Raw genomic sequence first — 19,061 nt, 5'->3', positions numbered from 1 at the left:
AAAGTGGATTATGCGGTAGTTTATGGTGAATTCATGTACAAGGCGATCGAAGAGGCGTAAGCCGATTGTGATGTGTGAAAAAGTATAGGAGGAAGACCTTTTGTGGAGAGATTCGTGAAGGGTCTTCCTTTTTAATATCCGGATTTTTACTGCGAATTTATGGCACGTATGTTATAATTTTATAATTGAAAGATCGTGGAAAGGGGATTCTTATGGCAAAGAAATTAGAAGAGGAATGCGGAACAAAAGTTTTGATGAATGTACCGGAAGTGGATCAGGTGGATCTTTCGGCGTTTTCTGAGGGAAAGGCGAAGGAGACGAGGAGATTTCATGAGAGTATTCCGGCGTATAACCGGACACCGCTGGTGCAACTGCGGGGGCTTGGCGGCAAGCTTGGTGTAAAAGGAATCTTTGTGAAGAACGAGGCGGAGCGGTTCGGGATGAAGGCGTTTAAGGGACTGGGCGGAACGTATGCGATGTTTCGGATCCTGTGCCGGGAGCTGGGGCTTGATCCAGGAAAGGTGGATTTTTCGGAATTTCAGAAAGCGGATGTGCGGGAAAAGACTGCGAAGTACACGTTTGTGACGGCGACGGATGGAAACCACGGAAAGGGCGTTTCCTGGGCTTCCGGGCTCTTTGGGGCACATGCTTACGTCTATATGCCGAAAGGCACCGTAAAGGCTCGTGAGGAGGCTGTACGGCAGGCTGGTCCGGCGGAGGTGACAGTCACAGACTGGAATTACGATGATACGGTAAAATACGCGAAGAAGATGAGTGAGGAGCACGGATGGTTTCTGATCCAGGATACTTCCTGGGACGGATATGAGGAGATCCCAGGCTGGATTATGGACGGGTATCTTACCATGGCATCGGAGGCGGCGGAGCAGACCGAGGCAGCGGGAGAGATTCCGACCCATGTGTTTTTGCAGGCAGGCGTCGGCTCCATGGCGGGGGCTGTCGCAGGATATCTTGTAAACCATTACGGGGAGAAGGCGCCGAAGATCATGATCGTGGAGCCGGACGTGGCGGATTGTATTTTCAGATCCGGGGAAGCGGGGGAACTTTGCTCGGTGGACGGAGCGCCGGAGACCATCATGGCGGGATTAAACTGCGGAACACCGTGTAAATCTATCTGGCCGGTGTTAAAATTGGTTCCTGCGGCTTACATCACCTGTAAAGACTATGCGGCTGCCCATGCCATGCGGGCATACGCAAAGCCGGCGGGGGATGACCCGGTGATCGTATCCGGCGAATCCGGGGCATCGACTATGGGAGCTGTACTGATGCTGTTGGAACGCCCGGAACTTGAGTCTGCGAGAAAGGCGCTGGGACTTGGAGCGGATTCCGTGATCCTGCTGATCAACACGGAAGGTGATACGGATCCGGTGTCCTATCGGAATATTGTGGAGTGCGGGGCGTATCCGTTGCCGTAAGTCTAACAACAGAGTGATCGAGGGTACGGTACACGTGCAATGTCAGTAACTGATCGAGTGGTGAAATCGCGAAATAATGAAGCACTCTCTTTACACATATCAAACTAGTGGGTATAATGGTATCTGGTCAATTGAAGTACAGACAGGATTGGAGTTAGATATGTTAAATCAGTTCTCGAGAACACAGCTCCTTTTAGGAGCGGAAAATATGGACCGTCTCGCGAAGGCAAAGGTGGCGATCTTTGGCATCGGCGGAGTCGGCGGATATGTGGCTGAAGCGCTGGCGAGAAGCGGAGTCGGCTCTTTTGTGCTGGTGGATGACGATAAGGTCTGCCTCACGAACATCAACCGACAGATCATCGCGACGAGAAAGACCATCGGACAGTACAAGGCGGAGGTCATGCGTGACCGGATCCTGGAAATCAACCCGGACGCCCAGGTGGAGGTCAGAAAGTGCTTTTACCTTCCGGAAAACGCCGACGAATTTGATTTCACGGAGTATTCCTATGTGGTGGATGCTGTGGACACCGTGACAGCAAAGCTTGAGATCATCATGAGAGCCATCAGCTGTGAGATTCCGGTCATCAGCAGCATGGGGGCAGGAAACAAGCTGGACCCGACACAGTTCCATGTGGCAGATATCTATAAGACCAGCATGTGTCCGCTTGCGAAGGTCATGCGCCGCGAGTTAAAGAAGCGCGGAGTGAAGAAATTAAAGGTGGTTTATTCCACAGAGCCTCCGGTAGAGCAGCAGGAAGACATGAGCATCAGCTGCCGGAAAAACTGTATCTGCCCGCCGGGCGCAAAGCATAAATGCACCGAGCGCCGCGCAATTCCTGGAAGTATCGCGTTTGTTCCGTCCGTTGCGGGACTGATCCTGGCGGGGGAGGTCGTGAAGGATCTCTGTGTGATGCCGCCGAAGAAAGCGGAGCAGCAGGAGAACGCGTAGTTTTCTTTGGGGCAGCATGAATTTAAACTGCATTTAGAAAGATGAAAAAGGATACCAAAAGGTCGGCACTCATAAAACAGCATAGAGTTGTTTTCGAGAAACGGCATAGCTTCAGCTATGCCGTTTCTCCGTTTTACAGGTCAGCGAGCAAGGACGCGGGGAGTATCCCCACAAGGTCATAGGAAATGTCAATCTGCTGTTCCCTATGTCCGCTTAACTTGTCGGGAGCGTGAACATATACCGCCTTTATCATGTCATTCAAGACAGCGGGCGTCAGCTCGTCCAAATCAAGATACTTCCGTACCTTGCCGATAAACCTGTCAATGTTTTCTGCCTGTTCTTCCTGCTGTATCATTTCTTCATTCAGTTGCAACAGCTTTTCCCGCAGTTCTTCCCGCTCCTGCTCGTAATCGTCAGAGAGCATTTGAAATCTGCTGTCAGAAAGTTTCCCGTTGGCGTTATCTTCGTAAATACGCTTGAATAGCCTGTCCAATTCCTCAATGCGCCGTTCCGCTTGTGTAAGCTGTCTTTTCTTCGCCGCAAGTTCCTTTCTAAAACAATGATGTACCTGTCAATCAGCATTTTACGGGAGTAAGCAGATAGGTTCATGGTCGGTATCTGCCTCATTTTTTCCTCAATCAACGTCCGTTCGTCCTCCGTCACTCGGACAATGATGTGCACGTTCCGTTTTCTATTTTCCATTCGCAGTTCTCCTTTCACTACCTACAACACCACAGGAGGCGGTTTTGCCAAAGTTTCAGAGAAAGATTTTTCAAAAAGTTTTCTTACTTCTTAATACGGAGAAAATCGAAAAATGCCAATTCTATAATGCAAAATTTTCAAACTATTGACAAAGCGCCCTCTTTACTGTATCATATAACAGTGATATATAACGATGTTATATGAGAGGAGTGAGTTAATGAATGAAGTAGAGCAGACGACATTACACTTAATTCTTTCAGCCGCCATGCAGGAATTTCTTGAAAAAGGTTTCAAGTCTGCTTCCTTGAGAAACATCGTCAAAACAGCAGGGGTAACAACAGGGGCATTATATGGCTACTACGACAGCAAAGAGGATTTATTTGAAGCATTGGTAGGTAAACATTACAACTTTTTGTTAGATTGCTTTCGCAAGGCGCAAAAAGAATTTGCAGAAATCCCGCCGGAGGAACAGCCTGACAATCTTACCTCTACTTCCGGCGAGTGTATGTATGAAATGCTTTTGTACGCCTATGAACACTTGAATGAATTTAAGCTCATTCTTTGTTGTTCCGAGGGAACGCGCTTTTCAAAGCTGATTGACGAAATGGTGGAAATAGAAACAAATGCAACACATGATTATTTCAAGGTGCTTGAAAGGTTGGGCAGGCCGGTTCCCTCGATTGATAAACGGTTAGAGCATATTTTGATTACTGGAATGTTCAACACTTTTTTTGAATTGATTATACATGAAATGCCGCTTGAAGAAGCAAAGCATTATCTAAAAGAAATGCGGGCTTTTTACACCGCAGGGTGGATGAAAATTATGGGGCAATAAGCCCTATAATTTTTACATGTAAGTTAGTTATTGCTAACTCAAAAAGTGGATATTTGAGGTTTCCATAATCTCTTTTATCATAAAAATTTTAAGGAGGTTTTTCAATGAAAAAACAGTCTAATCTATCAAGATTGATGGGTTATGCCGGAGGGCATAAAATATTGACCTATCTTTCCTGGGTACTGTCAGTCATGAGTGCGCTATTGGCTCTTGTGCCGTTTTGGTATATATGGCGTATCATTCACGACATACTGGAAGTTTCCCCGGATTTTTCAAAAGCGGGGAATGTTACAAGCTACGGTTGGTCTGCCGTATTGTTTGCGGTTATCTCTAGTGTTGTCTACATAGCCGCTTTGATGTGTTCGCATTTGAGCGCGTTCCGGGTTGCCGCAAATATCCGAAAAGAGCTTATGCGGCATATCACAGCCCTGCCGCTGGGGGTAACAGAAAAGTACGGAAGCGGCAATCTGCGAAGGATTGTTAACACCTCAAGTGCCGCAACGGAAACCTATCTTGCACACAGGCTGCCCGACAAAGCGGGAGCGATTGCTACCCCCATAGGGCTGCTCTTTCTACTGCTTGCTTTCGATTGGCGGTTAGGGCTTTTGAGTCTTGTTCCCGTTGTGCTTGGCTTTTTGATTATGATGAAAATGACCGGAAAAGACATGGCGCAGAGAATGGAACAATACCAAAATTCACTTTCCGACATGTCAAATGAAGCCGTTGAATATGTACGGGGTGTACCCGTAGTAAAGACGTTCGGGCAGACAATCTTTTCTTTCAAACGCTTCAAAGATGCGATAGACAATTATGAAGCATGGGTAATTGCGTACACAAAGGGGTTGCGTCTGCCCATGATGTTCTATACAACGGCAATCAACGGCGTATTCGCGTTTCTGATTGCCGGCGGTATTCTCTTTACAAGGGGCGGCGTAACAAATGAACTGCTGCTAAACCTTATCTTTTATATTGTGATTACTCCTGTCATTGGTACAACACTCACAAAAATTATGTTTATGAGCGAGGACGCAATGATTGTAGGGGACGCATTAGGCAGAATTGATGAAGTGCTAAACGAAAAACCATTGTCTGAAAGCACCGTGAATAATACCCCTAAAGACAATGGAATTACATTAGAACACGTTAGCTACAGCTATGACGGAGAAAAAAACGCGCTGAATGATGTGTCACTTCGGGTTGCACCGGGACAGGTGATTGCATTGGTAGGTGCGTCCGGCGGCGGCAAGACGACCCTTGCAAATATTGTAACAAGATTTTTTGACCCGCAAAAAGGGCGCATACTGATAGGGAATATCGACATACGCGACATTCCAAAGGAAACATTGATGAATAAGGTGTCCTTTGTATTTCAGAATAGCCGTCTTATCAAAGCGTCCATATTGGAAAATGTGCGTATGGCAAAGCCTGACGCTACACGTGAAGAAATCGCTCATGCACTGGAAGTTGCACAATGCCTGGATATTATCGAAAAATTACCGAATGGCATTGATACGGTTGTGGGTACAAACGGCGTGTACCTGTCCGGCGGTGAACAGCAAAGAATAGCGATTGCCCGCGCAATTTTGAAAAATGCGCCTATCCTAATTCTGGATGAAGCGACCGCATTTGCTGACCCCGATAATGAGGTGCGTGTACAGAAGGCTTTATCTGCTCTCTCAAAGGGAAAAACTGTTATTATGATTGCACACAGGCTATCGTCAATCACAGGTGTTGATTGTATTTATGTAATGCAAGACGGCGAGATTGTCGAGAGCGGCACGCATAATGAGTTGATAGAGAGAAACGGCATATTTGCAAGAATGTGGAAGAATTATTCCGAAGCAGCAGAATGGAAAATTGCAAAGGAGGTAACAGCATGATTAAAACATTGCAAAGACGATTTGCGTTATCAAGACAAGGAGCTGTCGATTTGATAAAAGGTTGTATTGCCTGCGTTTTGCAGGATATATCGTTTATGCTTCCGGTGGGGCTGCTCTATAATTTTGTCATTGACACCATGAACGGGGGCGTAAATGGAAGCCGCATTGCTTTCTATGGGGTTGGCGTTTTGGTTTGCTTATACCTTATCTTTGTTGCAACTTGGTTTCAATATAACGCCACCTATTTAGCGACTTATGTGGAAAGCGGAGTAAGACGCATTTCGTTAGCAGAGCAGCTCCGCAAAATCCCCTTATCCTTTTTTGGAAAAAAAGACCTTGCCGATTTAACAAATTCCATTATGGGCGATTGTGCCACACTTGAACAGGCATTTTCCCATTATGTACCCGCTTTGGCAGGCTCCCTTGTTTCAACAACGTTGATTGCAATTTGTCTTTTTTCTTATGATTGGCGTATGGCTCTTGCGGCTGTTTGGGTTTTGCCGATTGCATTTACAATCGTATTCTTTTCAGCCCGCATACAGGAATATTTCAACCGTAAATCCGTAGCGGCAAATGTCGCGCTTGAAAGTGGCGTACAGGAGTGTATCGAGAGTTTACAGGACTTAAAGGCGAACAATGCAGAAGAAAGCTATCTGAAAGGACTGGACAAGAAAATTGATGATGTGGAAAAGCGGCACATTATAACAGAACTTGGAACGGCACTTTTTGTTGTTTCCTCAACATTGATATTAAAGTTTGGAATTGCTACGGTTGCGCTTGTAGGCTCTGCGCTGCTCATTCAAGGGGAGATTGATATTCCGCTGTTCTTTCTATTTCTGCTTGTAGCCTCAAGGCTGTATGCCCCGCTGGAGGGCGCATTGCAAAACCTTGCCGCAGTCATATCCACAAAAACGAACATAGACCGCATGAATGAAATCCTTGACCAGCCAATTCAGACGGGCGGCAATACACTAACAAATAAAGGCTATGATATTGTGTTCGACCATGTAGGATTTGCTTATAATACCGGGGAAACCGTATTGAAAGATGTGTCCTTTACGGCAAAGCAAGGAGAAGTTACCGCTTTAGTCGGACCGTCCGGCGGCGGCAAAACTACGGTGTCACGTCTTGCCGCCCGGTTTTGGGATATAAGCAAAGGCAATATCACTGTCGGCGGTATGGATATATCGAAAATAGAGCCGGAAACACTGTTATCACTGTACTCTATCGTGTTTCAAGACGTGACGCTGTTTAACAATACAATCATGGAAAATATCAGAATAGGCAGAAAGGACGCAACAGATGAAGAAGTGATTGCAGCGGCAAGATTAGCAAATTGTGAAGAATTTGCGGCAAAGCTCCCGGACGGTTATCACAGTATGATTGGTGAAAACGGCTGCGAACTGTCCGGCGGTGAAAGGCAGCGTATTTCAATCGCCCGCGCTTTCCTCAAAAATTCCCCTATCATCTTACTTGACGAAGCAACGGCAAGCCTTGATGTAGAGAATGAAACATTGATACAGGCTGCCTTGTCAAGGCTGATAAAGGATAAGACCGTACTTGTTATCGCCCACCGTATGCGTACCGTAAGCGGCGCGGATAAAGTAGTTGTGCTTTCAGACGGTTCCGTTGCCGAACAGGGAACGCCAGAAAAACTGATGAACACAGGCAAAATTTATCCGCATATGGTAAAGCTGCAAATGATTAGCGGGGATTGGGGCATTTAGTATGAATAACGAATGGATAATATGTCCCATATGCCACAGCAAAACAAGGTTGAAGATACGGAACGATACTGAACTGAAAAACTTTCCCCTATACTGCCCAAAATGCAAGCAGGAAACTCTTATTAGCGTACAACAAATGAATATATCAGTTATCATAGAGCCAGACGCAAAGACGCAGAGCCGATAACACGCAGGTTTGAAATGTGGTTATCGGCTCTTTCTTTTTTGACAACCTATGCGATTGCTGACAGATTGCAACTCAGGCGACAGTTTTATGAAGATAAAGCCGCCGTTCTCCTTTTGCAAAATTGGATTTACGGGGACGTGATAAAGTCGCCCATTTTTAGGGACATGGCGGTATCTTTGGAGGTATCGTCATGTCCATTTTATGTCAACACGGTTTTCCAATCAGTAGCCTATTAAAAAAAGCTCTTTCCTGCCTATGGGATATTGCGGCTATCAAGAGGAACTTTTACATCATCATAAATGCCCTACTACATCATATAGCATAACCGCCTGTTCAGTTTTTCGCTGCACAGGCGGTTTTGTTATAGCCCTCATTCCAAACGGAAAGGGGGTGAGAATGATGTTATCCACAGAATACAGAGAAAGTATCGAACGCCGCTTTCACGCATTTTGCAAAGCCGTATTGCACAATGAAGCCTGTAATTATTACAGGGAAAGGAAACACAGAACGCAGCGCGAGATATCCTTTGGATACTTGCAAGAGAACACATCTTTTGCGCCTCACAGTGTAGACGAATACTTTGTCTTGCAGGACAAGTCGACTGCCTTTGCAGTCAACGGGCAGACGGTTATTATTGACAGCGAGAAGTTAGCAAAAGCCTTGTTGTGCCTATCGGAGCGTCGGCGGGAAATTATCCTTATGCGCTATTATCTGCAATTAAGAGATAAGCAGATTGGGGCGTTATTGGGAAAGCCACGCACAACGGTCAACTATCAGAAAAACGCAGCTTTGAAACAGTTGCGGACAGAAATGGAGAAGATGAATGATGAGGAACAGCAAATACAACCTTGTTCCCTATGAAGTGATTGAAAGAGCAATCACAGGCGATACCGCCGCGCTCCTTGCGGTACAGGAACGGAACAAAGCCTATATCGGCAGACTAAGCGGAGGGAACACCGATATGAAGGAGCGATTAAACGAAAAGCTGCTCATGGATGTTATGAAGTTTCGACTGGACTATCAACCACCGAGCAAATAGCAAAGCCATGAAAAACCGTCAAGGGTCAAGATAAACGGGCTGCGCCCGCCCTTGACGGCTTTTCATGTCCTTGCCATGGGACAATCAAGAGGGCGCAAACGGATAGACCGCTTGCGCCCTCTCTAAATTATGGGGTTTTCTGTTACGCAGTAGGGTTTGAAAAATCCTGTATTCATGCGGCTTTGCAAAAGCAAAATGAGTGGCGGCAAGGGGAATACTCATACCCCTCAAAATGGCGTTCTACTGCGTAACAAAACGGACATATCGCCGTTTAGACGATACGCCCGTTTTGCTTTGCCCCCTGTATGGCAGCTACCCTGTTTCAGTTTGTTGTGATACTGTTTTATGAGTAGCTACCAAAGAGGTGTCCTTTTTTATTTACGCGAGCAACGAGCCAAAGTCCATGATTGAATGAGACCTTGGAGACTGCCGCAATAACTTGAGAAGCTCGCAAAGCGTGCTCCTCATAGTTTATACGGACAAGAAGATAAAGTTCAGACTCGCATGAGCATCAGAGTGGCTGGGTACCAGCGTCGTTTGTTCAGGGGACCGAAACAGGGGGGGATCAGTCGCGATAACCTGAGGGGCTTAAAATAGCTGCGTATTTTTTACCTCATAATATAACTGATAATTCATTCCCACATACGAGCTATTCATAAGGATTACTTGACAGCACACATTATAAACGTGTATAATAAAAACTTGTACATGCCAATTTAACAGACTGGCGCGTTTTAGTATTGAAGCTTGAAATGTACGCTTTGGGGGAGCGGGTGCCTGTCTGTCATGTTATATCGAAAAGGAGAAAATTTACTTATGGTAACAGCAGTTGTCGAAGCGGTGTACCGCTTCTTATGGGGAGACCTGTTTACGATTCCGCTGGGGAATGGAAATGGGATCGGGATCCCGCTTCTTGTTTTGCTTTTGATCCCGACGGGAGTCTATTTTACGATTCGGACAAGATTTCTTCCGATCCGCCTGTTTCCGGACATGATCCGGGCTTTGAACGGAAAGAAACAGGAGGAAGGCGGCCTGTCGCCGATCCAGACTTTGTTTGTATCCACAGCGACCCGCGTGGGAATGGGAAACCTCGTGGGAGTCGTTGCGGCGATCTCGGCAGGCGGTGCCGGTGCTGTGTTCTGGATGTGGCTGTCGGCGGCGCTTGGGGCCTCCACAGCGTTTGTGGAGGCGGCTTTAGCGCAGCTTTATAAGGAAAAGGACCCGCTCTACGGCGGTTACCACGGTGGTCCGGCTTACTATATCCACAGCTATGCGGAGAGGGTGAGAAAGAAGAAACTGAAATGTTCCGTGATCGCGGTCCTGTTTGCGCTGTCTGGTCTGATCTGCTGGGGCGGAATCAGCCAGGTCATCAGCAACTCTGTGGCGTCGGCGTTTGAGAATGCCTTCGGAATTTCGCCGCTCGTGACGACGGTAGTCCTCGTCGTGATCTCTGCGGTGATCGTTATGAGAAAGAACGCTACGGTCCGCGCCCTTGATGTGATCGTCCCGATTATGGCGGGCTGCTATTTTGTGATCACCCTGTTTATCATCGCGACACATTTGAGCAGCGTTCCTGGCGTGTTTGCGAGGATCTTTGCGGAAGCCTTCGGACTCCGCCAGATCGCGGCGGGCGGCTTTGGCGCGGTGCTCATGAACGGCGTGAAGCGCGGCCTGTTCTCCAATGAGGCTGGTTCCGGTTCCGCACCATGCGCGGCGGCTGCGGCGGATGAGAGCGATCCGGTAAAGGTCGGCCTCGTGCAGGCGCTTGGCGTATTTATCGACACCATCGTGATCTGCAGCTGCACGGCGATGATCATGCTGCTCGTCCCGGAAGAACTGACGACGGGGCTTGCGGGAATGGATCTTTTACAGAAAGTCATGAGCTACTATATGGGTGAGTTCGGTGTGGTATTTATCGCGGTGACGCTGGCGTTATTCAGCTTCTCAACGTTTCTCGGTATCCTGTTCTACGCTAGATCCAACGTTGCGTATCTGTTCGGAAATCGTTGGATTTATCAGACACTCTACAAGATCTTTGCTTTGATCATGCTGTTCGTCGGCGGACTGCAGGCGTACACGGTGGTGTGGGATCTCGGAGACGTGGGCGTTGGTCTTATGACGGTGTTTAACCTGATAGTGCTGTTTCCGCTGTCAGGGGAGGCACTGCGGGCGCTGAAGGAGTATGAGGAGAAAAAGACAAATAAGTAAGAAATAAAGTAACTGTTCTGTAGGTCTGCGCACTTGCCGCGTTGACTGTATGAGATACAGGGAGAAGGCGCTGAACAGTTACGAAATAAAGAAAAAAGATCTGTCAGGATACCGAAGATAGTTTCGTACGGTATGCTGGCGGATCTTTTTTATGGACTTTTCCTGGGAAAAACTAACCGCGGATTCTTGCATGGACTCCGGAAGTGAGATCCGGATGGCGCAGACCGCAGATCCGCTTTTCGGTTCCGCCGCCGATAAATACACGCTTCCAGACGTCCTGGTTTAATTCATCATCGTGGACATACACTTCGATATCGCTCATCGTCGGAAGAGGATCGCCGCCGAGCGTGAAGTTTCCGGCCGCATCCTGGAGCAGAATTCCTTCCTTCACGATATTCTTCTGCATGTAGGAAGAGACGAACTGCGCGGAGGAGAGGTGGGTGACAAGTTCTAACATCAGGTCTATTTTCAAGCTGTCCTCAGCGGACATTTTCGTCTTATTCAGTGCGTCCGTGAGCTGTGATTCATATTTTCCGAGAAAACTGCTGCACGCAGATTCCAGCTCGGAGAGATCCTGTTTTAATTCTTTTGTGATTTCCATAAATAAATCCTCCTTTGAAAAGTTGTATATTTAAGAGATCTGCTCCTGTGGTGCGGCAGCAGGATCATATTATTTTGGTTTGATAATGCATACCAATAAAATCTTCTTGTGACATCCAGTGAATGTCATGACTGTTTCAATAATAACATATATTGTTTGGAGTGACAATTAGTGAATGCCAAACAAGGAGTGTTATTATATGTACAAAAACAAGTCAATATCCGGCAGGAACAATATCTGCGGGATCAAGATCCGTGAACTTCGCAGCAGGATGAACGATGTTTCACAGAAACGACTGGCGGATATGCTTCAGCTTCTCGGTCTGGACCTTGATAAGAACGCGATCCAGAGGATTGAGAGCGGAAAGAGGTTTGTGACCGATATTGAACTGAGATACTTCGCAAAAGTCTTAAATGTCAGTTATGAGGAGCTTTTGAGTGAGGACACTCCTGAGGCAGATTAAAGATTCCTGAGTAACAGGTTCCCGCGAAGGTATCTGCCCGTGCCACATGCCGCCTTTTTGCGGAAAAGTCATCTTTGTCCTGGACCAGATAGGCAATCTCGTAAGGAAGGCTGTCATCGAAGATACGGTGGTAAGCGACACTTCCGTCCTCATGGACCAGAAGCCTTTCCAACGGAACCTTGAACAGCTCACCGAGGACCAGCATATTCGGAAGAGAGGGGAGCGATTCCCCGCGAAGCCACTTATAGATCGACTGGGGACTGTCCAGTTCCAGTGCATCCTGGAGATCGCGGACTGTCATCTTTCTTTTTAACATTTCATCCCGGATCTTTTTTCCGGTCAGCGTTTTCGATAATTCTTTCATACATCATCCTCCAAATTTCCAATCAGGGCAGACTGATGTCAGCTGTCGGCCATTAAAAAATGTTTCTGACAGCGGGTAATGTTAAGTATTCTTGTAACTGTTCAGTAGGTCTGCGCACTTGCTGCACTGACCGTAAGAAAACATAGGCTGGAAGGCAAAAATCCCATCAGCGAAGCTGATCTGGAATGGATTTTTGCACGTAGCTATGAAGGTACTGAATAGTTACGTATTCATTAATTTTCATAGGGAAACGGACGACGGATCCTTGTCGCCGGTATATGAGACTTAGAACCTCTGTTTTGTAAGTAGCTATATCATACTATAAAATTCGCGGTTTGTCTTGAACTAAAAGGTTAAAATCACATATTTTTTGAAAAAATTTTATGAGAAAATGCTGACGGACAGAAATGCAGATCATCGGAGAATGCGAAAAGACGAGGAATGATTTTGAACTTCGGAAAAGAGGTAATAACAAAAAGGTATGTAAACTTAAGTCTGGCAAAGCCGTTTCATACACGGAAATAACCGGGAGAAACGACCTGTCAGGACGTAAGCTTACATGTCTGAAAAATTCGATTCTTTAATTAAAAACTATAAATGAGCAAATTTGAAAAACTGCACTATTAAGTCTTTCACATGCAGACATTAAGAATATTAAACGAATCAATGTCCGTGTTACATGCACAATAAGTCATAATTTTTGTGCACTTTTCGGTATTTGCTCATTTATAGTTAAAAAACTATTTTCCCTGCTGTGCTTTCAACGGAATGATCTCCTTACGGTACACATGGACAAGGCACACACCGCTGAAGATGATCGCGAAAGCTTCGGCAATCGGGAAGGCAAACCACACGGTGTGAAGACCACCGATCCTTGCGAAGATAAATGCCACCGGCAGAAGAACGACAAGCTGACGGAACACGGAGATCCATAAACTCAGCATTCCATGTCCAAGTGCCTGGAACAGGGAAGTACAGACGATGGAGCAGCCCGCAAACAGGAAGCTGATGGAGATGATCCGGAGTGCCGGAATGCCGATGGAGAGCATCGTATCAGAGGCGCTGAAGATCATTAAAAGCTTATCCGGCATGAGCTGGAAGACAGCGAAGCCGCACAGCATGATCGTTGTAGCGTACACAGCGGCCAGCTTTATGGTTCCCATAATTCGGTCCGGTTTTCCGGCACCGTAGTTGTAGGCGATGATCGGAACGGTTCCGTTGTTTAAACCGAAGACCGGCATGAACACGAAGCTCTGGAGCTTGAAGTAGACACCGAATACAGCTGTCGCCGTGGAAGAAAAAGCGATAAGGATCTTGTTGATTCCAAAGGTCATGATACTTCCGATGGATGCCATGATGATGGACGGAACGCCCACCGCGTAAATGTGGCGGATGATCTCACCGTTGGGCTTAAAGCTCCTGAGGGAGATCGTGATCTCGTGGTTTTTCGTCTTATTTAAGTAAAAACCGAGGCCGAAGGCGATGATCTGTCCGAAAACAGTGGCGCCTGCGGCACCGGCGATCCCGAGAGCCGGTGCTCCGAAGTAACCGAAGATCAGGATCGGGTCCAGGACGATGTTGATGATGGCGCCGAGTCCCTGGGTGTACATGGAGTAAATCGTTTTTCCGGTAGACTGTAAGAGACGCTCACATGCGATTTCCATAAAGAGTCCGAAGGAAGCGATCGTGCAGACTCTCAAATAAGTAGTTCCGAGATCCACAATCTCCTCGATATCGGTCTGGAGACGGAAGAACTGTCTCGCAAAGAAGAGACCGAAGAGCGCGAATACGATGTAGCTCATAGCCGCCAGGAACAGCGCGTGGTCCGCGATCCTGTTGGCGCGATCAAAGTTCTTTTCGCCGAGATTTCTTGAGAGAGCAGCATTGACACCGACGCCGGTTCCGGTCGCCACGGCGATCATCAGGTTCTGCGCCGGGAACGCCAGGGATACGGCGGTCAGGGCATTCTCGCTTAACTGCGCGACGAACATACTGTCCACAATGTTATAGAGTGCCTGGACGAGCATCGAGATCATCATTGGTACGGACATGGAGATCAGAAGCCGGTTCAGCGGCATGACGCCCATTTTGTTTTCTGTTGCCATTTGGGTAACTCCTTTCGTAAAACATAGATAACCGTGAAGAAATTTCACGGTTACAAATAAACATACATTCTCCCTTTGTGAAGGGACACTGAATGGCATTATAAGGCAAATGAACATGTTCGTCAACCGAAACAGGGAAACATATGGCGGAGTTTCTTTGAGGGACTGTGCAGAGCGGAAGGTTTTGATGGATTGACAAAAATGAATGCCCGTCGTATCATGGAAATGATGTGAAAATTTTAAGGTTTTACCGGTCCGGCAGCAGAAACTGAGAGGTGCTGCGGGGAGGCAGAAACTTATGTCAACGAATAAGGAGTATAGGAATGATCCAGAATATCAACCCGCATAAATTTGACCTGACCTACGGACAGCCGAAGGCGCAGGATGAGGACTTTGTCCTTTATATAAAGAAGAGTAAGACACTATTAAGAAAAGTGGACGAGGAAAATCACGAGATTCCGAAGTTTTCTGATTTCCCGGAGGACAAAGAGCTGCTGAAAGAAAGCGCGTATTATCTGTTCGCCATCGATGGAAATCATTATTACTATGTGACGAAGATGCCGAGATATGATGCCGATGTCTATGAACTCTGTTCGACAGCGGCGTACAGAAAGATGCATCCGATGTATCAGGCTTTCGCGGGAATCACGGCGACACAGATTCATCGCTTTAAAGAGAGCAGAAAGTACTGCGGATGCTGTGGTCATCTGATGGAGAACAGCAAGACTGAGCGTGCGTTAGTGTGCCCGGAGTGCGGACAGACGGAGTATCCGAAGATCTCTCCGGCTGTCATCGTTGCGATCTCCGACGGGGACAGACTTTTAATGTCCAGATACCGCGTGAACAACAACCCGTACCGCGGATACGCGCTGATCGCCGGTTTCGTGGAGATCGGGGAGAGCTTTGAGGAGACGATCCACCGTGAGGTCATGGAGGAGGTCGGACTGAAGGTCAAGAACATCCGCTATTATAAGAGCCAGCCATGGGCATTCTCTGACACGGAGATGATCGGATTTTTTGCGGAGTTAGACGGACCGGATAAGATCAAGCTTCAGGAGGATGAACTCTCTGAGGCGGGATGGTACCACCGCGACGAGATCCCGGATGAGACGATGATGAACAGCATCGGAAGTGAGCTTAAGATGGTGTTTAAGTATGGAAGTCTTGAGAAGTTTTATGAGGTGACTGGGTATAAGGACCAGAATTAGGGATTTGGTTTGTAAAAACGCGTGCGGAGACTGCGCCTGGAGGAGTGGTTGAGCGTACATAAGAAAAATGAGAGTAACTGTTCAGTAGGTCTGCGCACTTGCTGCGCTGACCGTAAGAAAACCTAGGCAAAAAGGCAAAAATCCATCGGCGTAGCCGATTTGGAATGGATTTTTGCATGTAACTGTGAAGGTACTGAACAGTTACAAATGAGAAACTAAAAAGAGCCGGGAACTGGATTTTGTAATTGATCGGAATTCAGTTCCCGGCTCTTTTTTGCGGGCGATTCGTACTTATATTGTTTGTTTGCCAATTCTGGGAAGATCGGTATTAAAAATGCCCGCGATTGTCAGATCATGCTTTGTGGAATGTCCGGGAGAATTCCATGAATTCTCTCAGGGTATCCGGCATATCCTGAGGATGGCAGCAGAAGCCGATGACGCGTTTCGGGATCGGGATATCTAACGGGATCTCAATGAGTGTACCGTTTTTCAGGTCATCCTCGACGAAATCTTTGATGACGCAGCCGATTCCGAGTCCGATCCGGGAGAATTCGATGAGGAGTTCCATGTCAGTGGTCTCCAGGATCTGGTTGATCTCGATCTGGTTGTCAGCCAGGTAGGCGTCCACATGTTTCCGGCTCATATTGGAGCGGTTTAAGAGCATGATGTTTCCGGTTTTAAAAATATCGGTGTCATTGCCTTCTCTCAGATGGAGGTTTTCCAGATAGGCCGGAGTACAGACGAATGCATCGCTGATTTCCATTACCGGCTGGAAGTGGAGGCCTTTTTTGCTTTTTGGCTCCGCCACGAGTCCGATATCGATCTTTCTGGCATCCAGCATGTCGAGGGTCTGGTAGGTGGACTGGCTCTCGATGGCGATGTTTACGTGCGGGTATTTTCCGATGAATCCTTTTAAGTAGGGGAGAAGGACGTATTTGCACAGGGTGTTGCTGACACCGATCTTCAAGTTCCCGATATGGAAATCATGGATCCGCTTCAGTTCGCGTTCGCCGCGGCCGATGGAGTCGAAGGCGGTGTTCACATGCTGGAAGAGGATCGCGCCTTCTCTTGTTAGTTGGACGCCGCGGGAGTTTCGGCTGAAGAGTTTGATGCCGAGGCTTTCTTCAAGTTTGCTGATGGCTTTGCTGATGGCAGGCTGGCTGATGTAGAGTTCTTTGGCGGCGCGGGAGATGTTGCCGCAACGGGCTACTTCGTAGAAGATTTTGTATTGTGACAGGTGCTGTTCCATAAAAATACTGCCGTCCGGGTGGGACCGCAGGAGTATAACCCCCTTTCATATGTGGTATTCGTATTATTTATGTCTATTATATAGAATTGGGGTGGGGAATGTCAATATGAAATGTGCGGGGGATTGGCTAAAGGGTACGTGCTGGCCTGGGTCCGGCTCCGGGTACTCGGGATTTCGGGGACGGTTCCTCTAAGTTTGCAGAAGAATGCTAAGGGCGGAGAAAAAGTGACACAACTCGCCTGCGGCTCAAACAAGTGTCACTTTTTCTCCAACGAATTCTCCTGCGCACTAAGAGGAAACCATGCCCCCGAAATCAGGCACCCGGATCCGGACCCAGGCCAGCGCTGGGATTGGCTGCGCGAGGGTGGCCAGTCGAGTGTATTGGCGGGATCGCAGGCGCTGCGCTGTGCGATATGGAGATTACTTTATGCAATTGCACATATGTCCAGTTCTTTCTTTAAGATGTCGTTAACAGAATCCAGGATTCCGAGATGCGTCTCGAGATCCAGGCGGTCGACGGTCATTTCGTTCTTTTTGGTGCAACCGTCTACGCTGCCGGCGGCTACGGCGAGGCGGAGAGACTCGGTCTCTTCCTCGCGGGTCGGGAGGAGATTTTTTTCAGCGAAGAGGGAGCAGAGGGCGGCGATACCAATTCCCCACCAGTTGGAGACGCCGCTGGCGAGGGTGATGTCGGCGGATTCAGCGGTGCAGATCGTTCCACCGAAGGGAACGAAATGTTCGATCACGTCGCGGTAGGTGCCCATGCCCATCTCGTTGCCGCCGTCGCCGATGGAGATGGTGGTGGCTCCGGATTTTTTTGCTTCGGAGAGAAAGAGGGCGGAGTCAGTGATCATGTCATCGAGGACTTCGCCGCGCATGCTGTGGTAGTGGCCGTTGGCGGATTTACCGGGGCGTTCTAAGGAGATGAGGTGAGTTGGGGCGAAGGTTTTGATGCAATTTCGGATGAAATCGTCGGTGTCTGTTTTAGGGAGCATTATGAGTTTGGCTTTTGGAGCGCGGTAGCAGACAACGTCGCTTACAATGGAAAAGGCGGGCTCATCGGTGATCACGAGGACGGAGGCGCCGAGAGCGGTCAGGGCTGCTGCAATATCAGCGGTGCCTAAGGGGCCGTCGGTTTCACCAACATAAGAGCCGTCGCTGAGTCGGACCGGAAAGCCGGTTAAGAGAATGACACGGCGGGCGTCCGCGAGCGTGTTTAAGGTTTCCTGGATCGGATTGTCCGGGAGTGCTTTTAAGAGCCCGCGGTTTCCGAAATCCTGTTTCATAATGGTATCCAGATCTTTAAAAAATGTCATGGTATTTATCCTCCCAATATGTTTGATGAGGGGGAAAACTTTTTTCGCTGCCGTGTGTATGAAAAAGCCGATATGGATCGTTTTTCGGATTTCAGGCAACAAAAAAAGCCACTGATCCCCTGTTGGAAGATTCATGGCTCTTATTTACGGAGGGAACATCCGGGCAGGAGTCCAGATAAATAAAAGAATCTGTTTTCGTTGTCTCTAGTCTAGTGGAAATGCATAGAAAAGTCAATGGAAAACGAATATATTTTGTGATATACTATGTAACGGGCGCAAAAGTAAAACAAGCGGCACCGCAGATGACATTTGTTTTTCTTGCGCTGTCAGCAAAGGTTTCGTCTGCGTGAGCGGGCAGGTCGGTTACTATGAGCAATTTCTTATATCGGGGAACAAAAAGGGGTATATTATATGGAAAACAAAAACACGATCCTTGTGGTCGGCCAGGCAAAGCCGAGCAAAGAGGACGCGATCTACAATCTCCACGGGGAGTTCTATATCAGCCTGATCGTGGAGCGGGATACGGGAAAGATCCTGGAGCTGGACTGCAACACGATCCTTGAGGTGACGAAGCAGTTCGTGGCATCCATGTTTGTGGGGAAGAGCCTGAGGACAGACGTTCCGCTGATCGAGAAGGAGATCAGGGAGCGCTATTTTGCTTTGACGCAGAAGCCATTGATCGCGTGCATGAAGGATGCGTGCAACCGGTACCTCACGGCGATCGGGGAAAACCGCGGAAAATAATTGTACAGATGCGGAAACAAGAGAATAGAATTTTTAACATTATTAAGCCGG

General features: G+C 47.8%; 18 protein-coding genes. 12 read left to right on the top strand and 6 right to left on the bottom strand.

The genetic code is table 11. The annotated features are described in order from the left end of the window. Window positions 1-212: 212 nt before the first annotated feature. Together DW677_RS13735 and DW677_RS13730 are read left to right on the top strand one after the other, a co-directional pair. Window positions 213-1,433: a diaminopropionate ammonia-lyase gene (locus tag DW677_RS13735; protein WP_117504425.1), complete on the top strand. Its 1,221-nt coding sequence runs from the start codon at window positions 213-215 to the stop codon at window positions 1,431-1,433. A gap of 160 nt (window positions 1,434-1,593) precedes the next feature. Continuing rightward, window positions 1,594-2,382 carry a tRNA threonylcarbamoyladenosine dehydratase gene (locus DW677_RS13730; RefSeq protein WP_015553535.1) on the top strand — a complete coding sequence of 263 codons (789 nt, stop codon included), beginning with the start codon at window positions 1,594-1,596 and terminating at the stop codon, window positions 2,380-2,382. A gap of 133 nt (window positions 2,383-2,515) precedes the next feature. On the opposite strand, the gene DW677_RS13725 is transcribed toward DW677_RS13730, so the two are convergent. After that, window positions 2,516-2,875 (bottom strand): DUF4368 domain-containing protein, encoded by a 360-nt coding sequence (locus DW677_RS13725; RefSeq protein ID WP_242992177.1) that lies wholly within the window; start codon window positions 2,873-2,875, stop codon window positions 2,516-2,518. Window positions 2,876-3,301: 426 nt separating this feature from the next. Here DW677_RS13725 and DW677_RS13715 point away from each other — a divergent pair, with 426 nt between their 5' ends. The 7 genes from DW677_RS13715 to DW677_RS13685 all read left to right on the top strand — a co-directional run bounded on the left by DW677_RS13715 (window position 3,302) and on the right by DW677_RS13685 (window position 10,960). Then, the gene (locus DW677_RS13715; RefSeq protein WP_117484219.1) at window positions 3,302-3,919 is read left to right on the top strand and encodes a TetR/AcrR family transcriptional regulator; all 618 of its coding nucleotides are present in this window, start codon (window positions 3,302-3,304) and stop codon (window positions 3,917-3,919) included. 104 nt (window positions 3,920-4,023) lie between these two features. Further along, a complete protein-coding gene (locus DW677_RS13710; RefSeq protein ID WP_117567596.1) occupies window positions 4,024-5,799 on the top strand; it encodes an ABC transporter ATP-binding protein in 1,776 nt (591 codons plus the stop codon). Further along, entirely contained in the window at window positions 5,796-7,526 is a 1,731-nt protein-coding gene (locus DW677_RS13705; RefSeq protein WP_117484221.1) for an ABC transporter ATP-binding protein, read from the top strand. The genes DW677_RS13710 and DW677_RS13705 overlap by 4 nt, the downstream gene beginning before the upstream one ends. A 1-nt stretch (window position 7,527) precedes the next feature. Next, on the top strand, window positions 7,528-7,713 hold the full coding sequence (locus DW677_RS13700; protein WP_117484222.1) for a cysteine-rich KTR domain-containing protein: 186 nt from the start codon (window positions 7,528-7,530) through the stop codon (window positions 7,711-7,713). Between the two features lie 396 nt (window positions 7,714-8,109). Then, window positions 8,110-8,574 carry a sigma-70 family RNA polymerase sigma factor gene (locus DW677_RS13695; protein ID WP_181968364.1) on the top strand — a complete coding sequence of 155 codons (465 nt, stop codon included), beginning with the start codon at window positions 8,110-8,112 and terminating at the stop codon, window positions 8,572-8,574. Next, entirely contained in the window at window positions 8,537-8,752 is a 216-nt protein-coding gene (locus DW677_RS13690; protein ID WP_117567594.1) for a helix-turn-helix domain-containing protein, read from the top strand. Before DW677_RS13695 ends, DW677_RS13690 begins: the two co-directional genes overlap by 38 nt. Window positions 8,753-9,568: 816 nt before the next feature. Next, window positions 9,569-10,960 (top strand): alanine/glycine:cation symporter family protein, encoded by a 1,392-nt coding sequence (locus DW677_RS13685; RefSeq protein ID WP_117470707.1) that lies wholly within the window; start codon window positions 9,569-9,571, stop codon window positions 10,958-10,960. 172 nt (window positions 10,961-11,132) lie between these two features. On the opposite strand, the gene DW677_RS13680 is transcribed toward DW677_RS13685, so the two are convergent. Beyond that, entirely contained in the window at window positions 11,133-11,561 is a 429-nt protein-coding gene (locus DW677_RS13680) for a hypothetical protein (protein WP_117470706.1), read from the bottom strand. A 199-nt stretch (window positions 11,562-11,760) separates the two neighbouring features. Between DW677_RS13680 and DW677_RS13675 the strand changes: the two genes are divergently transcribed. After that, window positions 11,761-12,024, top strand: coding sequence for a helix-turn-helix transcriptional regulator (locus DW677_RS13675; RefSeq protein ID WP_015553524.1), 264 nt, complete (start codon window positions 11,761-11,763; stop codon window positions 12,022-12,024). Here the strand turns inward: DW677_RS13675 and DW677_RS13670 are convergent. Together DW677_RS13670 and DW677_RS13665 are read right to left on the bottom strand one after the other, a co-directional pair. Beyond that, entirely contained in the window at window positions 11,978-12,388 is a 411-nt protein-coding gene (locus DW677_RS13670; protein ID WP_117470705.1) for a helix-turn-helix transcriptional regulator, read from the bottom strand. The two genes, DW677_RS13675 and DW677_RS13670, sit on opposite strands and share 47 nt — an antisense overlap. Before the next feature lie 740 nt (window positions 12,389-13,128). Then, window positions 13,129-14,493 carry an MATE family efflux transporter gene (locus DW677_RS13665; protein WP_117504428.1) on the bottom strand — a complete coding sequence of 455 codons (1,365 nt, stop codon included), beginning with the start codon at window positions 14,491-14,493 and terminating at the stop codon, window positions 13,129-13,131. A 323-nt stretch (window positions 14,494-14,816) separates the two neighbouring features. Between DW677_RS13665 and nudC the strand changes: the two genes are divergently transcribed. Then, window positions 14,817-15,701: an NAD(+) diphosphatase gene (gene nudC / locus DW677_RS13660; protein WP_117472116.1), complete on the top strand. Its 885-nt coding sequence runs from the start codon at window positions 14,817-14,819 to the stop codon at window positions 15,699-15,701. A gap of 352 nt (window positions 15,702-16,053) precedes the next feature. On the opposite strand, the gene DW677_RS13655 is transcribed toward nudC, so the two are convergent. Then, complete coding sequence (locus tag DW677_RS13655; protein ID WP_015553520.1) at window positions 16,054-16,950, bottom strand: LysR family transcriptional regulator; 897 nt, start codon at window positions 16,948-16,950, stop codon at window positions 16,054-16,056. 425 nt (window positions 16,951-17,375) lie between these two features. Next, window positions 17,376-18,266 (bottom strand): DUF4392 domain-containing protein, encoded by an 891-nt coding sequence (locus DW677_RS13650; protein ID WP_117567593.1) that lies wholly within the window; start codon window positions 18,264-18,266, stop codon window positions 17,376-17,378. A gap of 411 nt (window positions 18,267-18,677) precedes the next feature. Between DW677_RS13650 and DW677_RS13645 the strand changes: the two genes are divergently transcribed. Then, complete coding sequence (locus DW677_RS13645; RefSeq protein ID WP_015553518.1) at window positions 18,678-19,010, top strand: DUF3870 domain-containing protein; 333 nt, start codon at window positions 18,678-18,680, stop codon at window positions 19,008-19,010. Window positions 19,011-19,061 lie beyond the last annotated feature (51 nt).

It is taken from the genome of Clostridium sp. AM25-23AC, assembly GCF_003435125.1.
GTDB classification, from domain to species: domain Bacteria; phylum Bacillota; class Clostridia; order Lachnospirales; family Lachnospiraceae; genus Pilosibacter; species Pilosibacter fragilis.
Note: the sequence above shows the minus strand (reverse complement) of the source record. Positions and strands in the feature narration are given on the sequence as shown.